Origin of the sequence: Ochrobactrum sp. BTU2 (assembly GCF_024539785.1) — a bacterium.
Lineage (GTDB): Bacteria > Pseudomonadota > Alphaproteobacteria > Rhizobiales > Rhizobiaceae > Brucella > Brucella anthropi.
In genome coordinates, this window is sequence record NZ_JAHWRG010000003.1 from 485867 (window position 1) to 506746 (window position 20880).

Consider the following 20880-nt stretch of genomic DNA (forward strand, 5'->3'; position numbering starts at 1 on the left):
TCGCCTCAGAAACTGACCTTCACACGGCCTATGACCGAGCGGCGATCGCCTTCGTAGCAGCTGAACGCATCCTCGCAGGTGGTGAAATACTTCTTGTCAAACAGGTTTGTGGCATTCACCTGGAAGGTCATGTCCTTGTACTTGTAGCTCACACCGGCATCGACGAGTGTTCGGCCATCGACCTTGATCGTATTGGCTTTGTCGCCATAGCTCGCACCCACATAACGCACGCCGCTACCAAGGCTGAGGCCTTCAAGCATGCCGCTGTTGAACGTGTAATTGAGCCAAGCCGAAGCCTGGTGTTCCGGCACCATCGTCACCTGCTTGCCGATGAACGCCGCAGCATCTTCGGTGATTTCCGCCTTGGTATAGGTGTAGGAACCGACGAAATCCCAGCCATAGCTCAGATCGACCTTGCCTTCGAGTTCCAGCCCGCGCGAATGCACCTCGCCCGTTGCCTGTGGCCCATCGATATAGCTGTAGGAAACGACATTCGATTTCACGATGTCGAACCACGCCAGCGTGAACAGCGCGTCGATTTCCTTTGGCTGATATTTTACACCGACTTCCCACTGACGGCCTTCCGACGGATCGAAAGTATTGCCGCTGTTATCCGTGCCGAGATTGGGCACGAAGGATTCCGAATAGCTGACATAGGGCGCGATGCCCCATGGCGTCACATAGGTGATACCCGCGCGCCCGCTGAATTTCCCGATATTCTGATCTGTATCACTGGAATCGAGACGATTATGACTATTGAGGTCCAGCCAGTCATAGCGCCCGCCCAAAGTGATAATCCAGTTGTCGTTGAACTTGATCTGGTCCTGCGCATAAAGCCCGGTCTGATTGTATTTCTGGCGATAGCTTTGCGTTACCGTCGTCGGAACAGAAATCGGAATGCCATAAGACGGATTGAACGGGTTCAGCGTCGGGGCCGGATCACGATACTGCGTCACATCGGAATCCGAATAGGAGTAATCAAGGCCGAACAGAGCCTGATGCGAAATATTGCCGGTTTCAAATTCTGCGATGGCCTGATTGTCGACCACCAGCCCGCTCATATTCTCATCGAAGCGACGCGCCTGCCGCGTGATCCCGGTCGGCCCGAGCCCAAGCGCCAGCACATTGTCGAGCAGGAAGCTGACCTGTCCGTAACGAAGGTTCTGCTTCACCGTCCAGGTGTCGTTGATATGATGTTCAAACTCATAGCCGATGCTGCCTTGTTTCTGGACGCTGCGGTTGAAATCAGGATCACCAACCAGAATATTGGGGTAATTCGGATAAAGGCTGCTAATCGTCGCAGGCAGCACGCTGCCGCCACTATCGTCGCGCAGCAACTGGCCCGAAACCGTCAGCGACGTATCCGCATCGGGTGCCCAGGTGAGCGAAGGCGCGATCATGTAGCGATCGTCCTTGACCTCGTCGCCATTGGAATATTCGAACTGCGTGTTGCCCTTGCGAACCACGCCGACCAAACGATAGAGCAGCGTCTTGTCTTCATTGACCGGCCCGGTCAGGTCGACGCCAACCTGCTTGCGATTGAAACTGCCATATTCGACCGATGCTTCATGCGAAGCTTCAGCCTGCGGCTTCTTGGTAACGCGATTGACCAGACCGCCAGCATCGCTCTGTCCGTAAAGCGACGAAACAGGACCACGCAGCACTTCAATGGAGTCCAGCTCGTACGGATCGGTACGGAAGAAGGTGTAGGAATTGGAGAGCTGACGCAGGCCGTTCTGATAGGAACTGGTCGACTGCGCGTTGAAACCGCGCATGAAAATCCAGTCATAGCCTTTTGGATCCGGACCATAGGTTTCGATGCTCACTCCAGGCACATAACGCAGCATTTCCGTGACGCTTTGCGCATTCTGCATCTCGATCTGCTTGCGGCTGACAACAGATACTGACTGCGGCACCTCAATAAGCGGCGTATTGGTCTTGGTGGCCCCGCCCGAACTTTCAACGACAACGCTCCTCGACGTGTCGCTGCCACTATTGCCTTCAACGGTAATCGTATCGAGGAGCAAAGACCCATCAGGAGCAACCGCGCCAGCATCGACTGATTGCTGCGCCGATATCGCGACGGTATTGCCGCGCAAACTATATGTGAGGCCAGAACCGGAGAGAATTCGGCCTAGTGCTTCCGAACGTGTCAGCGAACCTTGTGCACCGCCGGAGTTCTTGCCGCGCACAATATTTGCATCAAAGAACAGCTGAACGCCGGTTTTGTTTGAGTATTGCACCAGCGCTTTGGACAACGGCTGTGCTGCAATATCAAACGACGTGCGCTGCACCTGGCTATTTGCAGCGGCTTGCGCCCAAACCGTACTTGGCGTGAGTGCCGCGACCGCAACCAGCGCACTTGCCGCGAGCAGATGCGCTGACAGCCCGGTTTTAAGAAGAGCCTGAGAACCTTGGCCACGACCAGTCTGAGTTCGGCTCTTCATATCGACGCGCATAGTTTAATCCCCGATGTCTGATGCCCCTGCTTTTGGCAGGATTTTCCTGTTACTTCATGGCTGCCACGCAGCCCCTCAGAGGATTAGACACCTCGGAAACGCGATCTAATGATCGGTAGCTTAAAAAATTTGATTTTTTTAATCCAGTTATTATCGCCGTGTAACGACGGTCACCCAGCCGGAACCGTTCAGGACTCTGACCGGCAAGGTTTCGGCAATGGTTGCAAGAGCCGCTTCGGCATCACGCGTATCAAAAATTGCCGTAACCGGCATATTGCCGATTTCTGTGTCGGTGAGGAAAATCCTGCCACGACGATAGCGTTCCAGCTCGCTCAGTACGCGGCTGAGCGGAACGTCCTCAAAGATAATCCTGTCATTGCGCCAGGCTTCAACCGTCTGCGGGTCGGCCCGTTGCGGCAAAGCCGCTTCATCACCGCCATAAGTTATCTGCCAGCCCTCATCAAGGCGCACCGGATCGCTTTGACCAAAAGCCACTGAAACTGCATGCTCAACCACTGAAACAGTGACCGCCCGATCGATCAGTTTCACGTCAAAAGCAGTCCCGAGCGCAGTGATCGTGCCGCCATTGGCGCTAACCACAAAGGGGCGCGACGGATCGGAGGCGACCTGAAAGAACCCCTGCCCTTCATGGAGCACAAGGTTGCGCCCGTTGCCCGAAAAATCGAGGGAAAGCGCCGAATAGCTGCCAAGCTCGACAGTGCTTCCATCGGCAAGCGTAAAGCTGCGACGTTCACCGACACCCGTTTGATAAGTCGCAAACAGACCGGGACGCGACAAGAGATAAGCGCCAGGCAGAAGAACGAGAGCGGCAAGGCCACCCAGAACAACGCCGCGCCGGCCCACACGACCGTCCGATTTATGGCCCGATTGGCGGATGCGGTCATATTCAGGCTTCACGGCATCGAAGCGTTGCCACAGCGTCTGCGCACGCTCATAGGCCACTCGATGCGCAGGGTCAGATGCAATCCAGGCTGAAAACGCACGCCGGTCATCGGCGCTGACGGTTTTGTCCTGTAACAGCACAAACCATTCCAGCGCCTTCATGTAAACCGGATCGGTTTCAAACTCCTTCATGGGCGTCTTGATGTTCCCGCTTATAATTACTCTGAAAGCCGCCTGTCGAGTTCAGCCAGCGCTGACACGATCTGCGTTATAACCGTATTTCGGGAAATTCCCATACGCTCGGCAACTTCGTCATAACTCAACCCCTCGATCCGGTTGAGAACAAAGGCTTCGCGCCGACGCGGCGGAAGCTGCGTGACGGAATGTAAAAGACGATGAAGCTCGCTGCGATAAAGCACCGTCATTTCCGGCGATGGTCGCGCATCGGCAAAGCGCTCGGGCTCATCGACCTCGATTTCGACATCCGCCCTGCGGCGGGCATCGCGTAAGTGATTGAGCGCAAGATTGCGCGCTGTGCGCTTTACATAAGCAGGACCTGGCGCCTGTGCCGTATCTTCATAGCGGGAAAGCAGGTTCAGGAAGGCTTGCTGAACGACATCTTCAGCCGTGGCGGTATTTCCGACAATACGACGCACAAAAGCCCGCAGACTGATCTGCTCGCTTTCATAGAGTTCTGCCAGATCCCACAACCGGGAAGTCATTTGTTCGCGTGCTCCGAACTAAACATATGCTCCAGCATCTGCGGACGAACAGACACTCATTCACGCGATAAAGGCCCGGAAAATATCGCGCAATCACAATGATTTAGAAGAGTTCCAGGCAGAGAAAACAAACATGCGTCAAATACTCATCTTTTATCGTTTTAAAACATTGGCTTCGGCGGGGAACTCGCGCCCGCTTTCATTGGAAACAAGAGGGCGGCGGCGGAAACTTTGTTGCCCGGATGTACCTAAAATATCACATCATTTGCAGATCAATGAGCCGGCATCGCGATGATATAATGATGCTTCGATCCTCAAGCGGGTTGAGGCATTCTCGGCAAACTGGTCAGCAGTTTCCTCGTATAGGCATGCTGCGGATCGGCCAGAATGTCCCGCGTATTGCCCTGCTCCACGATCCGGCCACTTTCCAGAACGATCAGCCGTTCGCACAAGAGCGCAACCAGTGCGATGTCGTGCGACACCACCACAAAAGTCGTGCGTTCTGAAAGAGAGCGCATGAGATCGATGATACGGGCCCGTGTTGTCAGATCGAGCGCGCTGACCACTTCGTCGGCGATGACGAGCTCAGGTTTAGAGACAATCGCCCGAGCGATGGCTATACGCTGGCGCTGGCCACCTGAAAACTCGTGCGGATAGCGGCGGGCGGCATCCGCTGGCAAATCGACGGAATCGAGCGCCTGTGCAACTGCCTGCGCAATATCGGTCTCGATTTTCAAGGATCGCAGCGGCTCGGCAATGATGTCGAAGACACGCTGGCGCGGATCGAGCGATGAATAGGGATCTTGAAACACCGCCTGCACCGAACGGCGAAAATCGCGCATGAAACCGCGATTGCCAGTATCCAGAGGCTTGCCGCGAAACGAAACGTTCCCCGAAGACGGGCGCTGCAGTCCAAGCAGCAGTTTCAACATGGTCGTTTTGCCGGAACCGGACTCACCGACAATGCCCAGATTGCTTCCGGTCTCAAGTTTCAGATCGACATCATGCAAAACCGTCTTACCGCCGGCATAGGCAAAGGAAACGCCCGAAAGGTCCATCAAAGTCATCGCGCAACCTCCAGAGCGGCATCGAACGCCCGTGCAGCGGCCACGAGCCCCTGCGTATAGGGCTGCTGCGGATCGGTGAAAAGCGTCGCAACCGGCCCTTCTTCTATAAGTTTTCCGTATCGCAGGACCAGCGCGCGTTCCGTAACGGCCGCAACCACCGGCAAATCGTGACTGATGAACAGAAGCCCCATTCCCTCGTCCCGCACCAATTGCTCCAGCAGCTTCAAAATCTCGGCCTGCGTGGTGACATCGAGCGCCGTCGTCGGCTCGTCCGCGATCAGAAGCTTGGGGCGACAGGCGAGAGCCATTGCGATAGCCGCACGCTGGCGTTGACCCCCCGATATTTCATGGGACCAGGATCGGGCAATGCGTTCCGGGTCCGGCAGGGATACACGCTCCAGAAGCGAGTGAACCTCGGCATTCACGTCAGCTTGCCCAATTCTGCGACCATCCCGAAGCGCGCGGCGACGAACGACCAAGCCGACTTGTTTGCCAATCCGCATCAGTGGGTCTAGCGCAGTCATCGGTTCCTGAAAAACCGTTGCAATGCTCTGCCCGCGCAATGGTACCAGGTCCCGATCTCGCGCCCCTATCACTTGGTGGCCGTCGAGCGTGATCGATCCGCTTGCCCGCATGCCGTCCGGCAACAGTCCCATGATGGCAAGAGCCGTCAACGACTTGCCTGAACCGGATTCACCGATCAAGCCAACCCGTTCACCCTGTCCAACCGACAGCGAGACGCCTGAAACCAGAGACCTGCCTGCCGTTTCTATATGGAGGTTCTCCACATTCAGCAAAATGCTCAACGTTGTCTCCTCCGTGTTGGGTCGGCCACGTCACGCAGCCCGTCGGCAAACAGATTGAGCCCGATCACCAATGAGACAAGCGCCAGACCGGGTGCTATGGCACCGAACGGCGCCGTATAAACCGACGCTTGTGCCTCCTGCAGAAGCCGTCCCCAGGATGAATTGGGCGGTGGAGCGCCAAGACCAAGATAGGAAAGCGATGCTTCCGCGATCACCGCCAGCCCGAACTGAAGCGCAAAATTGACGATCAGCGTCGGCCAGATGTTCGGCAGCACATGGATGCGGACCAACCCGAGCCGTGATGTGCCGGAAATGCGCGATGCCGTAATGTAATCCATCGCCAGAACCCGCTTGGCGAGGATGCGGGTCAGACGTGCCACGATGGCCGATCCGGCGATACCGATGGCCACGATGGCGGTCGTCAGGCTTGCACCGTCGCTGGAAGCCACGATCAACATGGCCAGCAACAGGGTTGGGAAGGCGATGAGAATATCGAGCGTTGCCGCCAGCACATCATCAAGCGTCTGCGTTGCAAACGCCGCAAGCACACCCAGCGTGACGCCAATCACTGCGCTGAGTGCGATGGCTCCACAGCCGACGATAAGCGCAATGCGCGAACCGATCATGATTTGCGTCATCAGATCGCGTCCCAGACGATCCGTACCGGCCCAATGCAGCCAGGACGGAGCCTCCAGTCGTCCGCCGACCATTTCGCCAGCACCGTAAGGTGTCCAGACCAGCGAGAGAAGAGCGACGGCCAGATGCAACCCCAGCAGCAATCCACCCACAATAAGGGGCCATGGCAGTCGGTAAGCCGGCTTTTCATCCCCGACGGCAAGCGTCATATCAGCAGGCTCCGTCATGCACGACCTCCCGCAGACCGCTGGCGCAAGCGCGGGTCAATCAGTCGTTGCAGGAGATCTGCGGCAAAGCCAACCAGCAGCACCAGAAGCGTCGATACAAACAGAACACCCTGAACATTGGGATAGTCGCGCTGCTCTATGCCGAGCAGAAGCATCGAACCGAGACCCGGCAACGAGAACACACGTTCGACCACCACAGCACCAAGCAAAGTCGAGGCAAGCTCGATACCGAGGATCGAGATCACCGGCACCGCGCCGTTGCGAATACCGTGACGGACAAGCGCCTGCGAGAATGTCGCGCCAAGCGCCCGTGCGGTACGAAGATAGTCGCTGCCAAGCACGTCCTGCGTGGCCGAACGGACATAACGGATCAACGATGCCGACATGACGATGGCAATGGTTGTGACCGGCAATACCAGCGATTGAAAAGCAGCTGGTGCCGACTGCCATCCGCGTGATGGGAAACCACCCGAAGGAAACAACCGCAGCTTAACTGCAAAAAACCAGACCAGCAGAATGCCTATCCAGAACACCGGCACGGCGATGCCGAGCTGGGAGATGACGGATATCACCGTTCCATACCAGCGGTTCTGGCGCACGACCGACAGAATACCGAGTGGTACCGCGATCATGATCGCAACGACGAATGCCATCAGCGTCAAGGGCACGGTCACAATCAGCCGCTTGCCGATTTCGGCAAGAACCGGTGCTCCACTCACAAAGGAATTACCAAGATCAAAGCGCAGGAGGCTACCGATAAAACGCAGAAACTGCTCATAGAGAGGCAGGTCCGAACCGACCTGCTTGCGCGCTGCCTCGATCTGCGCCGCATCCGCGCCGACAGAAACAAGCGCATTTGCGGGATCGCCCGGCAGAAGGCGCAACAGCAGAAACAACACGATCGATGCGATGAAAACCGACAGAACCAATATGGCTGAACGGCGTATGATATAGGCGAAAATAGCGTTTACCTCTCCGATGTGAGGGCAGCGCTCGGACCCTCATGCAAATGCGACAACGCCGCCGGAAATTAATTCAGGCGGCGCGGTCTGTCGAGCTGATGTTCTCGATATCGACAGGCGGTTATTATTCCGCTTTCACAATGTCATAGGCAGAAAACTGGGAGTTCAGGCCGTTGATCGGGTAGCCGCTCACTGATTTTTTCGAAACAACGATCTGCGGATAGAGGTAGAACCAGTTGCTGGCCGCATCTTCGGCAATGATCTTGTTCGCCTCGGTCAGCTTGGCCGTCTGTTCATCCGTCGTAGCACTTGCTTCCGCTTCCTTGATGAGCTCGACAACCTTCGGATTGTTATAACCCCAATAGAAATCGGGATTGCCATAGAACACGATATCGCGATGGTTCACATGCTCCTGCAAGGTGGCCTGGAAATCGTGTGCCTTATAGACCTTCGTGTACCACTCATTGGCAGTGATGACGTTGATCTTGACGGTTACGCCGACCTTGGCCAGCTCGCTCTGGATGAACTGCGCGGCAATCGGGTGTGGATCGTAATTCGGCGTATCGATAGTGAAGGTGAAGCCATCCGGGTAACCAGCTTCCTTGAGAAGTTCCTTGGCACTTTCAGGATCATAGGCGTCGACCTTGGTGAGATCGACATACCACGGATCGGTCGGCGGTACGAATGAGCCGATCAGCGTGCCATAATCGCCCCACACAGCCTTCAAAAGCTTCTGGTCGTCGATTGCACGGGCGAGCGCCTTGCGCACTTTGACATTGTCGAATGGCGCAATACGGTCGTTATAGGCCAGCAGCAGCTTGGTGGTCGACTGCCCTTCGCTGACGGTGAAATCGGGATTGTCCTTGAACTGGGCTAGCGAATCCGGGCTTTGAACCGACGTGATGATATCAACCGAACCGGTCAGCAAAGCATTGTTCAGCGCGCTTGCATCGGTGAAATACTGGAAGACCACCTCGCCGTTTTTCGGCTTGGCGCCCCAATATTTATCGAAGCGCGTCATCGACAGGGACGACCCGCGACGCCAGTCTTCCAGCTCGTAAGGTCCGGTTCCGTCTTCCTTCGACTGCAGATCCTTCGCTTCGTCGTTCACCACCCATACATAGCTTAGATTGTACGGCAGCGAGATTGAGCGCGAAGACAGCTTGACGATAACGGTTTCATCATCCGGAGTCTCAACGGCCGAAATAGTCTTGAGGCTGCTTTTGCGTGAGCTCTTCGATTCCGGCGCGGCAACGCGCTCGATGGAGAATTTGACGTCCTTGGAAGTCAACGGCGCTCCAGAGTGAAAAGTCACGCCCGGCTGCAGCTTGAACGTATAGGTCAGCCCGTCGTCGCTAACGCTGTAATCCTTCGACAGGACCGGCTCGACTTTGCCGTCGTCGGCAAGCCGGAACAGGGCCTCATAGACATTGCCGTTGAAGGCTTCGTTGATGCCCTGCCCTGCACCGGCGGTATTGTCGAGGTTTTGCGGCTCGTAGAGCGAGCCGATATTGATTGTCGCGTCCGGGTCGCTTTCCTGCGCCAACGCCTGGCTGAACGATCCGATACCGAGCGTCACGGCCAATGCCGCGCTCAAGCTCCAGTAAGCCAATCCAGATTTGCGATCACGAATGTTGAAGCCGCCCATATTATTCTCCTGCGTGGAAAGCGCCCTATCAGGCTCTCCGTTAGCAACGCTTATACCGCGACCGCGAGAGCATCGGTAAGCGGTGGCACCGTGAGATAGCGAGAATTATTAGAAATTTATTCCATAAAGAGTCAATCTATTGGATAAACCATCCGGACTGCAGCACAAACCGTCCGATATAAGGCGCACTGACAAAGCATAACCTCAAGAGATCAGCCATGACTTATATGGATCGGAACCGCGTACAGGATCTGCTCACCGCAGAAGGACTGGATGCACTGGTGCTTTTTCAGCCGGAAAACTTTCGCTATGCCACCGGAATTGCTGCGGGCGTGGCGACAATGTGGGGGCGCGCCGGTTCGGCCATAGCGCTGGTTCCAGCGGATGCCTCGACACGTGCTGGCGCCATTGTCAGCGATCAGGCGCTGACAGCAGCACGCGCAACGGCTGATGAGATCGACTTCCGCTCGCATCGAATCTGGATCGACGCCGTCGCGGTTCGCAACGCCCACTCGATAGAAGACCTCAACGCTGCCTATCGCAACAGTGGTAATATCGGTCCCCGCCCGGAAACCTTCGACCAGAAAGCAGCCTTTCAACTGCTTGCAGATATGATTGCCGAACGTGGTCTCGCTCAAGCCAGCCTCGGCGTCGACCTTGAATTCATGCCTGTGGCTGATTTTGTGTTGTTGAAAGAAATTCTGCCTTTTGCCCAATGGCGCGATGCTTCCAGCATCGTAAGGCGGTTGCGCCTGATAAAGAGCCCCCGCGAGATTGGATATCTACGCAATGCCGCCCGTTATGCGGAAAGCGGGTTGCAGAATATGGCGACTGCAGCGCGGTCGGGCTCCACAGCCGCCGAGCTTTCCGATGCCTGGCTGACCGGAGCGACCAATGCTGCCAAAGCAAACGGCCAGAGCCTGTCCGGCCATTGGGCCTATATTTCGGTCGGGCCGAACCTTCAAAACCCTGCCGCACAACTGGCGCAAGGCGACCTCATCAAGGCCGATGTCGGCACGCTTGTGAATGGTTATTCTTCGGATGGCGCGCGCACCTTCGTCTATGGCAAGCCTGCTCCTCTTGCAGAGCAGATTTACAAAGCGCTCCAGGAGACCTTTCAAGCCGGAACAGCTCTGCTGAAACCCGGCAACACATTCGGTCAGGTTCACGAAGCGATGCTCTCCACCATGCGTCGTCATGGCTTTAGCGAATATTATCGTGGGCATTTCGGGCACTCGGTCGGCTCGGCGCTCGGGATCGAGGAATGGCCTTTCATCTCGCATGGCAACGACATGGCCATCGAACCGAACATGGTGCTGGCCGTGGAGGCGCCGTTTTACGCAAACGGACTAGGAGCCCTCATGATCGAAGAACAGTTCCTCATCACCGCCGATGGCGCTGAAACCATGAACGTTCTTTCACAAGAGCTTGTCTCGATAGGCTGAATAGAATGAGGTAGTTGCTGCTCCCGCTCAAACTCTTTCAATATCGAGATTATACTCCCCATCGCGTTGATGGCGGTGCATTTTTCTTTTAATCTTTCCAGAGTGCGAGAATGAGACTCCCATATCATTGATGGAGATAGGGAGTCTCATGCTGCGAAGGTTATCGTCGAAGCCAGCACCTACCACTTCACCTTGAAGCCAACACTCCCCTTGACGGCATAGCTGTTGGCGAAGTGATTGAGGGAAGTGTTGATAGAGCCTTCGCCGTAGACAGCATATTTGTTGTCTGCCCAGGCATAGGTGCCGCCAGCGCCGATCCCAGCCCAGGTCCGGTCATTGTCGGTTTCGAAGTCGATGCCGGACACGTTGACCGTCGTCCCGCCAAGGAATGCCTGATAGACATTGGCAATGCCATAGACGCTGGTATTGACCATCAGTCCGTCATTGCCTTTCCAGTCCGAGCGATAATCCGCTGCGAGGCCCAGGCGTCCCAAAAGACTGTCACCATCATGCAAACTGACGCGACTGCCCCATGTATCACTGAATTCATCTGCATCAATGGATGACCACATCAGCTGTGCTTGTGGCGTGAGTGCCCAGCTGCCCTGCATCGGGATACGCTGCCCGGCTTCGATGCTCAGTGCATAGCCTGTCGCCTTGCGTCCATCGGCAAGGCCGGTATTGGCGGTCCAGGAGTTGAGGTCGTTGTCGAACCACGTCACCTGACCCTGACCGTCAACATAGAAGCCGTTATTGCCGTACCAGGTCGCGGTCGCTCCAAGGCTCCATGCATCCGTGCTGATATCACCATCGCCATGGAAGGAAGAGACATCGCCGCGGGCATGGCCGTATTGTCCGGTGATGCCGCCAATCAGCTTGCCATTCTCGCCCTCATAGAACTGGCCATCGACACCGGCCTGCATGATGACAGTATTGATGTCCTGCTTCATCTGCGACGTTGACGTGTCTGGCTCAAGACGATTATGCCCGCCTTCGACGCGTGCCCAGACACCATACTCATTCACCGTTGCGCCGTTGTCTGAACCATTGCCGTTCTCACCAGTCCAGTAACGACTGCCGACACGCTGCTGGAGGGTGGGCAATTTGTTGAGAGCCAGCATGTTTTGAACATAGCCCTCGTAAACAGGAACACCAGCGCTGTAACGGGGTCTCGGGTTGGAGCCGGAATTGGGTCCATCGACATGGCTGACGAGATACCAGTCACCGTCAGTCGGCGTCCTCTTGCTGCCCTGCTGCAATGTGTAGGCATAGGCGCCGCCGACAACTGCCTGCTGGCCATCCTTGGTCTTGTAGCTGTTTGCCAGCGAGAACGAGCCATTCGATGAGCCTGACACATCGACAACCTTGATGCCGTTGACAGTCTGTGCGCCGGAACCACCTGCATTGTTCACATATAGCTTTGTCGACCCCGATGTATCACCATCGACCTTCAGCATGTCGGTTTTGGAATCATCGCCACCCAGAACCGTATTGACGGTCATCATGCCGCCATTGCCCGTGTAATTGCCCGCAACGTTGAGCACGGTTCCGCCTGTGCCGCCGAAATTGACGTTCCCGGTGTTGCCAAGGCTGGCAAGCGAAGTGGAGTAGCCACCAAGATCAAGTGTGCCGTTGCTGGCAACTTCATAGCCCGAAGATGATGCGTTGAAAGCGCCTTGTGCGCCCTGTTTCAAAGTGCCGCCGGAAACCACCGTCTGGCCTGTGTAACTATTGACGCCAGCCAATGTAAGTGTGCCGGAACCAGTCTTGGTCAAAGCGCCGGAGCCATCGACCACACCGGAGAACAGCGTATCGAAACTCTGGTCAAGGTTGAGATTGCCGCTGCCCATGGCGACATCGCCCGCACCGGCAAGACCACCTGCCGTCGTATTGAAATTCGCGAGATCGACCTTCGCACCTTCATTGACGGTCAACAGACCTGAACCGAAAGCATGATCGGCAGTTCCAGCTTGAACTGTCCCTTTCTCAATAGTCAGGCCACCGGTAAAGCTGTTATTGCCGGACAATACCAAAGTGCCATCGCCTTGCTTGCGAAGATACCCATTGCCCGACAATGCCTGTGAAACAGTGAAGGTGTTACCAGCATCCGCGATATCAAGCCCGCCGCCATGCTCACCCAAATTCAGCGACCGGGTGGTGGAGGTGAAGCTCGTACCCGTCACCTGCAGCGTGCCGCCGTCAAGCGTCAGACCGGCAGCAGCCGCACCAAGGCTCGCATCCGAAGAAACGGAAAGCACACCATCGGCAATGGTAAAACCTTGAGTAAAATTGCCTGTTCCGGTCAGTGTCCAGGTACCGGAACCGTCTTTGCGATTGGATTGAAATCCTTGATACTGCGTACCAATCAAAGATACGTCGAAACTGCCGTCATCTGAACCGCCAAGCACAAAGGTATTTCCCTGTGTGCCACCTGCCACCACAACGTTTCCTGTGATGGACGAGCCATCATGAATCTCAAATGTGTTATTGCTGCCGAGAATATCGATCGCGTTGGCATCGGCCCCACCTGCAGAAATAACACCTTCGTTGACGACATGCGCATCAGAATCGATGCGAACACCAGAACCGGAAGCACCCTTTACACCATGCTGATAACCCAACCCACCGTGGCCACCGGTGACTTGTCCCCGATTGATGAAGTTTCCGCCTGCTACATATACGCCGCTACCGCCCGCTCCCCCGTGAGCTCCAGGGTTAACGTCAGAGGAATCATTCGAGGCGTTCCCTCCAGCGCCACCAGTTATGGAACCTCCGTTTATAAGAGAACTGGATTGCACAACCACGCCGTCGCCGCCACCGCCGCCGCCAGCCTTGTAGGCTGCCGGCGAGGAACCACCCGCGCCACCGGCACCGCCGGATACTGTAGCTCCAGTGGATATTCTAAGTGCTGCCCCGCGCAAGACAACGCCGGCACCACCACCACCGCCGCCGCCTGCAGCTTTCTGATAAGCACCCACGCCGCCAAGCCCGCCGGCACCGCCGGTTACGGTTGAACCACTCAACAGTGAATAGGAATCATTGTTTTTGAGAAACAACCCTGCTCCGCCGCCGCCGCCGCCGGATCCTCTATTCTTTACACCGTCACCGCCTTTTCCGCCTTGGAGATTGACCGGATCCGAACCTACGGTTGTCGCCCCAACGTCGCCGCCCTTACCTCCGGCGGTAATCACACCACTCATAATAGAGGTAGCACCGTCCCCACCTACCCCGTCAACAGAAGCTGCTCCACCGAACCTGTTAATTGCATCAAGGCCACCACCGCCGCCGCCATAGCCATTCCCCTTGCCGCCTGCGGCCGAATATGAATCCGGCAGACTCGACGAATCCAAGGTATCTCCCGTTCCTCCGGCACTCCCCGGCAGATCGTCAGCGTGAGCGATACTGATGCCGCCAATGAGAGGCGCAACCGTTAGTGGAGACACAACGGAAATGGTCAGAGCCAAATATGATGCGCTATTTAAGAATAAAGTATATAATTTGCTCATAATATTTCCATAGAAAATAATTGATTTTTGATCAATGTATATGAATATAATCCACCATTCCAATAAAAAAACAATTCTATTGTAAAACTTAGATTACTAATAATTATATTTATTATATTGAATAAATACACTGAACTGTGAATCGATATAATCATGAATCTTGTGATTGAATCCGTATCGTCTCACTGGAGGCAAGTTCTACCAACACGTTCCTTGCGTTCCGCTCAAGCAGCTGTGATCGGTTATCGTCGCTGAGGCCGTCGTGCCGCCTGTCTTAGACAAACAGCATCTATTCAATCCATTCCAGCGCGAGCAGGAAGGTCGCCCGACGATGCGACTACCGGCAAACGTCTCGTTACAAAATTGAAGAACCGAAAGCGTTGGCAGCCGAAAATGCCCGGCTCAAACTCCTTTTAAGGAGCAACTGAAAACCAAACTCGGAGAATTGTAGTGGCCGTCGCCCACTTCTTGTCGAAGATGATGGCCGGGCGTAGTGTCCTGATCTTTCAGCTTACCAACTGATTTCGTCGCCATTATAGGACAGGAAGGCCCCGGTTTTGGGAGCACCGGCGATTACCGTTCTCAATCCACACGCGCTGTTCTCCGCATTCACGACTGCTCCTTCACCGCCCATATCCGTCTTTACCCAGCCGGGGTGAAGTGCAATCACCTTTATGCCTTCAGCCCGAAGATCCAAGGCCAGTTGGGCGGTCGCCATGTTCAATCCGGCTTTGGAGCACCGATAGGCATAATCGTCATCGTCATCGTCCAGCAGACCCTCTGAGATCGAGCCGGCCCGGCTGCTGATATTGGCAATCATCGGCTCCGTGCCACGCGCCAGGCAGTTCCGCAATGCGCGCGCTACCAGAACAGGGCCGAGCATATTTGTCCTGACGACTGCCATGAAATCATCCGGATCGAGCGGCGCAAGGCCAGCAATGCGACTGCGAACAGCCGCATTGTTGATGACAAGGTCCAGAGAACGCATGGCCAGACGATCACCAAGCGCTGCCACCGAAACCGGGTCAGCCGTATCGAGCATCTGAAACTCGATACCGGGGGCGCATGGCGTTTCAGGCGGCCGGCGACCGCAGGCGATCACACGCCAGCCATCCTTGGCATATTGCCATGCCAGTTCGCGGCCAAGGCCGCGTGTGGCTCCGGTAATGAGGACGGTCCTGTGCCCGTTGTCAGCCAATCGCCGCGCTCCTCGTTTCAATATTTCCGTCCTGCCTTGCAATGAGGGCATAAACCTCGCCAGAATATTTGACGCGACGCTCCTGGGTTTTGAAATCGATATGGGTAATGCCGAACGGTGTCGTGTAACCAAAGGCCCACTCAAAATTGTCTGTCAGCGTCCAGGCGAAGTAACCCCTCACCGGCACGCCCTCATCAATGGCTTTGGCCACCTGCTCCAGATGATCGACATAATATTTCGCTCGCAGATCGTCCCAGACATGCCCATCCGGCCCCACATCTTCCGGCCGCGTTGCCACGCCGCTTTCGGAAATATAGATTTCCTTTGGCGCATAACCGTCATTTACATAATGAAGAATGTCATAGATGCAGCGCGGCCAGACTTCATAACCAACTGCGGAATAGGTGCCTTCCGGCTGTACGCGACGATAGTTGAGCGGTGGCAGTTCGTCACCTGCCGCGATCACAGACCGGCGATAGATGTTAACGCCCAGATAATCGAGCGGCTCCGCAATCGTCTTGTTGTCTTCCGGATGGATGGGCGGCAGGAGATCGCCGTAAAGCTCCAACATGTCCTGCGGATAGGCGCCCTTGAAAACGGCATCTAGGAACCAGCGGTTCTGTGCACCATCGAAACGTTTCGCTGCCGCAACGTCACGCGGATCGTCGCTGGCCGGTTCCGCCACGTTGAGATCGAACACAATGCCCACGGAGACATCAGCGCGTTCTGCACGAATGGCCTGAACAGCCTTGCCGTGGCCAAGCAGTGCATGATGGCTTGACGTGACCCCACCCTTCACGCCATCAGCCAAGCCCGGCGCATCTTCGGCGCTGGCATGGCCTGACCAGCAGAAGGTCCATGGTTCATTGAGCGTCGTCCACTTCTTGACGCGATCACCGAAACTGCGAACGGCAACCGAGGCATATTCGGCCAGCGCATCCGCAGTCTCCCGAACATACCAGCCGCCCTTGTCCTGCAAGACCTGCGGCAGATCCCAATGATAGAGCGTCGCATAGGGTTCGATGCCCGCCTCCAGCAGATCGTCTATGAGGCGGTCGTAAAAGCCTATTCCCTTGGAATTGACCGCACCGTACCCCCCCGGCAAAATCCGGGTCCAGGCGAGGGAGAAGCGATAGGCTTTAAGGTCCATCGCTTTCAGCACCGCAATGTCCTCGCGCCAGCGATGGTAGTGATCGCAAGCAACGTCACCGCTGGACTGGTCGATGATTGCGCCCGGCTTTTTGCTGAACCGGTCCCAGATGCTCTCGCTCTTGCCGTCTTCATAAGGGGCGCCTTCGATCTGATAGGCCGAGGTCGCGGCACCAAAAGCAAAGTCCTTCGGAAAGACCAGTCCGGAGGCGCGCTGCTGCAGGTCTTGGCGGGCTTTAACGATGTTTGTTGGCATCATATTTTCTCTCGATTGTGCTGACGAGACTGGCCGCAGCCAGCGTGAGGAGGATGTAGAAGATCGCAGCCGAATTATACGGCGCGAACGGCAGGAAGCTTGCTGACTGGAACTCGCGCATACGCTGCGTGATATCCCGAATGGATAGGATCGACAGAAGCGACGTGTCCTTGAGAATAGCGATCAGCTCGTTGCCGAGCGGCGGAATAATGATACGGAAAGCCTGCGGCAGGATCACCAGACGGGCGGTCTGCCAGCCGTTGAGACCAAGGCTGCGCGCCGCCTCGATTTGTCCCCGCGGAATGGCGTTGATGCCGGAGCGGAAAATTTCCGCCAGATAGGCCGAGTAGGCCAGCGCCATCGCCGCCACACCGCGAGCCATATTCGGCGGATCGATCACGCCCTGCGTGGCGTCCTTCAGTGCGCCACTCAAGGGCAGGCCGACATAGAGTACGATGACGAGCATGGGAATGCCCCGGATCGTATCCACGATGAATTCTGAGCCGATGGAGAGAGGATGACGGCGATGGATATGACCGCAAGCCGTCAGCAATCCGAGCGCAATGGCCAGAACGACGAAGGCAATGCCCGCCGACTTGTCGCGGTCGTTCAACGCTTCCGTCTGCCACAGGACAGGCACGTTCGCCGGGACTGAAGCCGCCGGAAGCAGAACCGCGCTGACATCCGCCTTCTTGCCAAGGGCGGCGAGCGCTTCAGGCGGACCGCGAAATGTGCGCAATGGCACTTCGTTTTCGGGACCATCGGGAAACTGGCCGTATCGCACCGTACCGATCATGCTCGATGGCGTGCCGGTTACCACGCCGATCTTGCCGTCGAGGGTGCCGGCGAGCGTATAGGCCTGGCGCGGCTGAAACAGAAACCAGGCAGCCATGCAGGCCATCAGCAACGTCAGGCCGATGAAGATAAAGTCTCCCCGGCTGCTATATTGAAGCTTTTGCAGGCCAACCCAAAGCAGGGCCAGAAGCGCCGCAATGATATAGGCCGAAATGGCCGCCCGAATGGTCGTTGCAACCCCGGCGGCAAATGCCACATGCGCTGCAAAGAGGACAAGAAATAATCCAAGCCCGTTGATCGTTGCCAGCAGGATGAAACCCGCCTTGCGCGATCCCGACAATCCGTTCCCGGATCGCCCCGTCAGGCTCAGGAGCAGACCCAGAACGGTCGCACCGAGATAGCTCAACAGGATGATGAACCCGTACCGATCCGTCGCTAGTGCCGCGGCCTCGGTAAGGCGCCGCGGTGTGACGCCTTTCACCACGAGATCGGACGTGAACGGATCGACCCCATTGGCCACAACCGAGTGCAGATAGGGATACACAACAGGTGTTGCCACGAGCGCGGCAGCCGACAGGAGATTGAGCGCCGCGCAAGGAATCCCCCAGCGCGTATTGTTCCTGCGCATGAACAACATCGTGGCAAGACCGGAGGCAAAGGCTGCGCAAAGCAGCACAAAACCCGGCACGAAAGCTGATGATCCCGGCTCGACGCCCAGGATAGCCAGAAGCGAACGCTGGTAGTCGTTTGAACTGGCGAAGAGATAGACGACAAATGGCAGTGCGGCGAGCACGATCATGTTGCTCGGACGCAAGCGCATCAAAAAATACATTTGAACCGTCTCCCGACCCTCTGGATGCGATGTTCCAGAGGCGTTGCGTGTGGGCCAAGGCCAACGGAGTTGGAGTCGTTGGAACTGCTCTATCTGTTTTGCCTATCCCGAAAACCGCCATGCGTTCTTCGGGATAGGCTCACCTTCTTGGTTTTGCGCATCATCTCGGCAGCACGTGCTTTACTTTCGCAGGTTCACCGCCAGAAATGTTCCGGACTATTTTGCGCCCCAATATTTGCTGATGAGTGCATCGAGCGTGCCGTCTTCCTTGATGGCCTTGATCCCTTCATTGAAGGCGGCAGCAGTTTCATCGCCCTTGCGGAAGACCAGCCCCAGCGGATCGGATTGCAGGTCGCGAATTGGAACGACGAGCTCGCCTGCGAATTCCTTTTCATAGGCGGGTGCATTGGCCCCGTTGATCACCACGCCGTCGACGTCCTTGTTCTTGAGCGCGATGACGGAGGCGCTGAAACTGTCATAGGCAACAACATTATCCTTGCCGACAATACCTTCGGCTACCTGAGCGTCGGTCGTATTCGCCTGCGCCGACAGCTTTTTGCCTTTCGACTTGAAGTCATCAAGTGTCAGGCCATCATCTTCGGCACGCATCAAAACGGCCTGGCTGTTGACGATGTAAGGCTCGGAGAAATCCATCGCCTTCTTGCGTTCATCGGTAATCGAGACTCCCGATGCAACGAGATCGAAATTGCCCTGCTCCAGAGCCGCGAAAATGCCATCCCAGCCCGTGGTCACGAATTCCGCCTTGCAATTGATCTTGGCGCAGATTGCATTCACCACGTCGACATCGAAGCCGACGATCTGCCCCGTAGCCGGATCGACGCTTTCCATCGGCGGCGAGGTCGTGTCGGAACCGACCTTGAGCATTTTTCCCTCAAGATCGGCCGCATGTGCGGCGACAGAGGACATCAGCGCGAGCGCCAAAGTCAGGATTGTCTTTTTCATGTGTACTCCTCCCATTAGAACACTTTCGACGAATGCACGAAGCGGTTGCACCTCTGAAACAGCATTGAAAGCTTTTCGCCGGAGCGGTTCCCGCCACCCCGTGAGAAGGCCAAACCGCTCTAGGAATTAAGCTTCCCGCCCAGATCGTCGGGCTGACGCGCGACGAGCTCCGGACGAAAAACCTCCCTCAATTGCGCAGGGTCTTCCCCTCCCATACGCCGCAACAGAAATTCCCCCAGCCGTTGCCCCAACACTTCGATCGGCTGATAGAGGGTCGTGACCGGCGGAGTGAAATAGGCGCTGACATTGATGTCGTCATAGGCGATGACGTCGATGTCCTGCCCGACTTCCAGCCCCAGCGACCGCAATGCGGACAACACACCGAGCGTTGTCGATTCATTGACACAGACCAGCGCCGTCGGTGGATCACGCTCTTCCCGGAGAGCCAGCGCAGAATCGCGTCCGAAGCGTGTGGACAAGTCGCCGCCGATAACCAGATCGGCACATGGCGCAGCACCTGCCTCCGTGAAGGCACGCGTAAAACCATCGATCCTGTCGAGAGCATAGGAAAAACGCGCATCCGCATTCACCAGACCGATGCGCCGGTGCCCGCCAGCGATCAGTCGTGCAGTTGCGGCATGTGCGGCCCATTCATTGTCCACGTCGACATGGGCATAAACGAGCGATTTGCGGCATCTCCCCAGGGACACGAAAGGAAAGTCAGCCTCGACCAGCATGTCGATGCGCGCATCGTCGGCCAGAACGCCTGAAAAGATCAGACCATCGGCGAGGCTTTGATCGACGATGCGGCGCGTGATGGCACAGGCATCGTCAAAACTGCGATAGCCATAGACGGAAAGCTGATAATCGCTATCGTCGAGAATCTGGCTGAGACCGCTGAGAATCTGCGTATATTCGACACCGTCCCATTCATACCCCGCCACCGAATTCATCGGCATCAATACGGCGGCTTGATAGGTCTTGCCGGTACGCAACGCCATGCCACGGGCATTGGCCTGATAGCCAAGCTCGTCTGCAGCGGAGAGAATAATCTTGCGCGTCTCTTCCGTCACGACCGGCGAACCGTGCAATGCCTTCGAAATCGTCGCAATCGAATAGCCCGTATGCTCCGCGAGCGTTTTGATCGTCGGTCGCACACGCGTTTTTATTCGGTCAATCGACCTCGACATTTCAAGCTCCCACAATCGTCATACCAAAACGGTAACAACATATAAAAACGTTTTCAAGAAAAATAAAAACGTTTTTATGTCGGAGAATGTCTTGTGCCCGTCAAACAATCGGGGTG

The 20880-nt window shown here is 56.3% G+C and carries 15 protein-coding genes; 1 reads left to right on the forward strand and 14 read right to left on the reverse strand.

Annotated elements, in window-relative coordinates; all coding sequences use genetic code 11:
• Positions 1 to 5: 5 nt before the first annotated feature.
• The 8 genes from KWJ32_RS11205 to KWJ32_RS11240 all read right to left on the reverse strand — a co-directional run bounded on the left by KWJ32_RS11205 (position 6) and on the right by KWJ32_RS11240 (position 9430).
• A complete protein-coding gene (locus KWJ32_RS11205; RefSeq protein ID WP_151610153.1) occupies positions 6 to 2459 on the reverse strand; it encodes a TonB-dependent siderophore receptor in 2454 nt (817 codons plus the stop codon).
• Between the two features lie 150 nt (positions 2460 to 2609).
• Positions 2610 to 3554, reverse strand: coding sequence for a FecR family protein (locus tag KWJ32_RS11210; RefSeq protein ID WP_011982529.1), 945 nt, complete (start codon positions 3552 to 3554; stop codon positions 2610 to 2612).
• A 26-nt stretch (positions 3555 to 3580) separates the two neighbouring features.
• Complete coding sequence (locus tag KWJ32_RS11215) at positions 3581 to 4084, reverse strand: sigma-70 family RNA polymerase sigma factor (RefSeq protein WP_151610152.1); 504 nt, start codon at positions 4082 to 4084, stop codon at positions 3581 to 3583.
• A gap of 314 nt (positions 4085 to 4398) precedes the next feature.
• Positions 4399 to 5151, reverse strand: coding sequence for an ABC transporter ATP-binding protein (locus KWJ32_RS11220; RefSeq protein WP_151610151.1), 753 nt, complete (start codon positions 5149 to 5151; stop codon positions 4399 to 4401).
• On the reverse strand, positions 5148 to 5957 hold the full coding sequence (locus KWJ32_RS11225) for an ABC transporter ATP-binding protein (protein WP_151610150.1): 810 nt from the start codon (positions 5955 to 5957) through the stop codon (positions 5148 to 5150). Before KWJ32_RS11225 ends, KWJ32_RS11220 begins: the two co-directional genes overlap by 4 nt.
• A complete protein-coding gene (locus tag KWJ32_RS11230) occupies positions 5954 to 6820 on the reverse strand; it encodes an ABC transporter permease (RefSeq protein ID WP_125334668.1) in 867 nt (288 codons plus the stop codon). The genes KWJ32_RS11225 and KWJ32_RS11230 overlap by 4 nt, the downstream gene beginning before the upstream one ends.
• Entirely contained in the window at positions 6817 to 7749 is a 933-nt protein-coding gene (locus tag KWJ32_RS11235; protein WP_010660521.1) for an ABC transporter permease, read from the reverse strand. Before KWJ32_RS11235 ends, KWJ32_RS11230 begins: the two co-directional genes overlap by 4 nt.
• A 157-nt stretch (positions 7750 to 7906) precedes the next feature.
• On the reverse strand, positions 7907 to 9430 hold the full coding sequence (locus KWJ32_RS11240) for an ABC transporter substrate-binding protein (RefSeq protein ID WP_151610149.1): 1524 nt from the start codon (positions 9428 to 9430) through the stop codon (positions 7907 to 7909).
• Positions 9431 to 9648: 218 nt separating this feature from the next.
• Here KWJ32_RS11240 and KWJ32_RS11245 point away from each other — a divergent pair, with 218 nt between their 5' ends.
• Positions 9649 to 10875, forward strand: coding sequence for a Xaa-Pro peptidase family protein (locus KWJ32_RS11245; protein ID WP_151610148.1), 1227 nt, complete (start codon positions 9649 to 9651; stop codon positions 10873 to 10875).
• Positions 10876 to 11054: 179 nt separating this feature from the next.
• Here KWJ32_RS11245 and KWJ32_RS11250 read toward each other — a convergent pair whose 3' ends face one another.
• The 6 genes from KWJ32_RS11250 to KWJ32_RS11280 all read right to left on the reverse strand — a co-directional run bounded on the left by KWJ32_RS11250 (position 11055) and on the right by KWJ32_RS11280 (position 20764).
• Entirely contained in the window at positions 11055 to 14225 is a 3171-nt protein-coding gene (locus KWJ32_RS11250) for an autotransporter outer membrane beta-barrel domain-containing protein (protein WP_275982490.1), read from the reverse strand.
• Positions 14226 to 14892: 667 nt separating this feature from the next.
• Positions 14893 to 15579: an SDR family oxidoreductase gene (locus KWJ32_RS11260; RefSeq protein ID WP_125301106.1), complete on the reverse strand. Its 687-nt coding sequence runs from the start codon at positions 15577 to 15579 to the stop codon at positions 14893 to 14895.
• Positions 15572 to 16987 carry a GH1 family beta-glucosidase gene (locus tag KWJ32_RS11265; RefSeq protein WP_231771533.1) on the reverse strand — a complete coding sequence of 472 codons (1416 nt, stop codon included), beginning with the start codon at positions 16985 to 16987 and terminating at the stop codon, positions 15572 to 15574. The genes KWJ32_RS11260 and KWJ32_RS11265 overlap by 8 nt, the downstream gene beginning before the upstream one ends.
• A complete protein-coding gene (locus tag KWJ32_RS11270; protein WP_011982519.1) occupies positions 16965 to 18611 on the reverse strand; it encodes an amino acid ABC transporter permease in 1647 nt (548 codons plus the stop codon). The genes KWJ32_RS11265 and KWJ32_RS11270 overlap by 23 nt, the downstream gene beginning before the upstream one ends.
• Positions 18612 to 18827: 216 nt before the next feature.
• Positions 18828 to 19574 (reverse strand): transporter substrate-binding domain-containing protein, encoded by a 747-nt coding sequence (locus KWJ32_RS11275; RefSeq protein WP_011982518.1) that lies wholly within the window; start codon positions 19572 to 19574, stop codon positions 18828 to 18830.
• 119 nt (positions 19575 to 19693) lie between these two features.
• Entirely contained in the window at positions 19694 to 20764 is a 1071-nt protein-coding gene (locus KWJ32_RS11280) for a LacI family DNA-binding transcriptional regulator (RefSeq protein ID WP_151610146.1), read from the reverse strand.
• Between the last annotated feature and the right edge of the window lie 116 nt (positions 20765 to 20880).

Coding starts and splice junctions, on each gene's coding strand:
- KWJ32_RS11205 (WP_151610153.1), bottom strand. CDS start 2,459: ATGCGCGTCGATATGAAGAGCCGAACTCAGACTGGTCGTGGCCAAGGT.
- KWJ32_RS11220 (WP_151610151.1), bottom strand. CDS start 5,151: ATGACTTTGATGGACCTTTCGGGCGTTTCCTTTGCCTATGCCGGCGGT.
- KWJ32_RS11270 (WP_011982519.1), bottom strand. CDS start 18,611: ATGTATTTTTTGATGCGCTTGCGTCCGAGCAACATGATCGTGCTCGCC.
- KWJ32_RS11275 (WP_011982518.1), bottom strand. CDS start 19,574: ATGAAAAAGACAATCCTGACTTTGGCGCTCGCGCTGATGTCCTCTGTC.
- KWJ32_RS11230 (WP_125334668.1), bottom strand. CDS start 6,820: ATGACGGAGCCTGCTGATATGACGCTTGCCGTCGGGGATGAAAAGCCG.
- KWJ32_RS11210 (WP_011982529.1), bottom strand. CDS start 3,554: ATGAAGGAGTTTGAAACCGATCCGGTTTACATGAAGGCGCTGGAATGG.
- KWJ32_RS11215 (WP_151610152.1), bottom strand. CDS start 4,084: ATGACTTCCCGGTTGTGGGATCTGGCAGAACTCTATGAAAGCGAGCAG.
- KWJ32_RS11240 (WP_151610149.1), bottom strand. CDS start 9,430: ATGGGCGGCTTCAACATTCGTGATCGCAAATCTGGATTGGCTTACTGG.
- KWJ32_RS11245 (WP_151610148.1), top strand. CDS start 9,649: ATGACTTATATGGATCGGAACCGCGTACAGGATCTGCTCACCGCAGAA.
- KWJ32_RS11280 (WP_151610146.1), bottom strand. CDS start 20,764: ATGTCGAGGTCGATTGACCGAATAAAAACGCGTGTGCGACCGACGATC.
- KWJ32_RS11265 (WP_231771533.1), bottom strand. CDS start 16,987: ATGATGCCAACAAACATCGTTAAAGCCCGCCAAGACCTGCAGCAGCGC.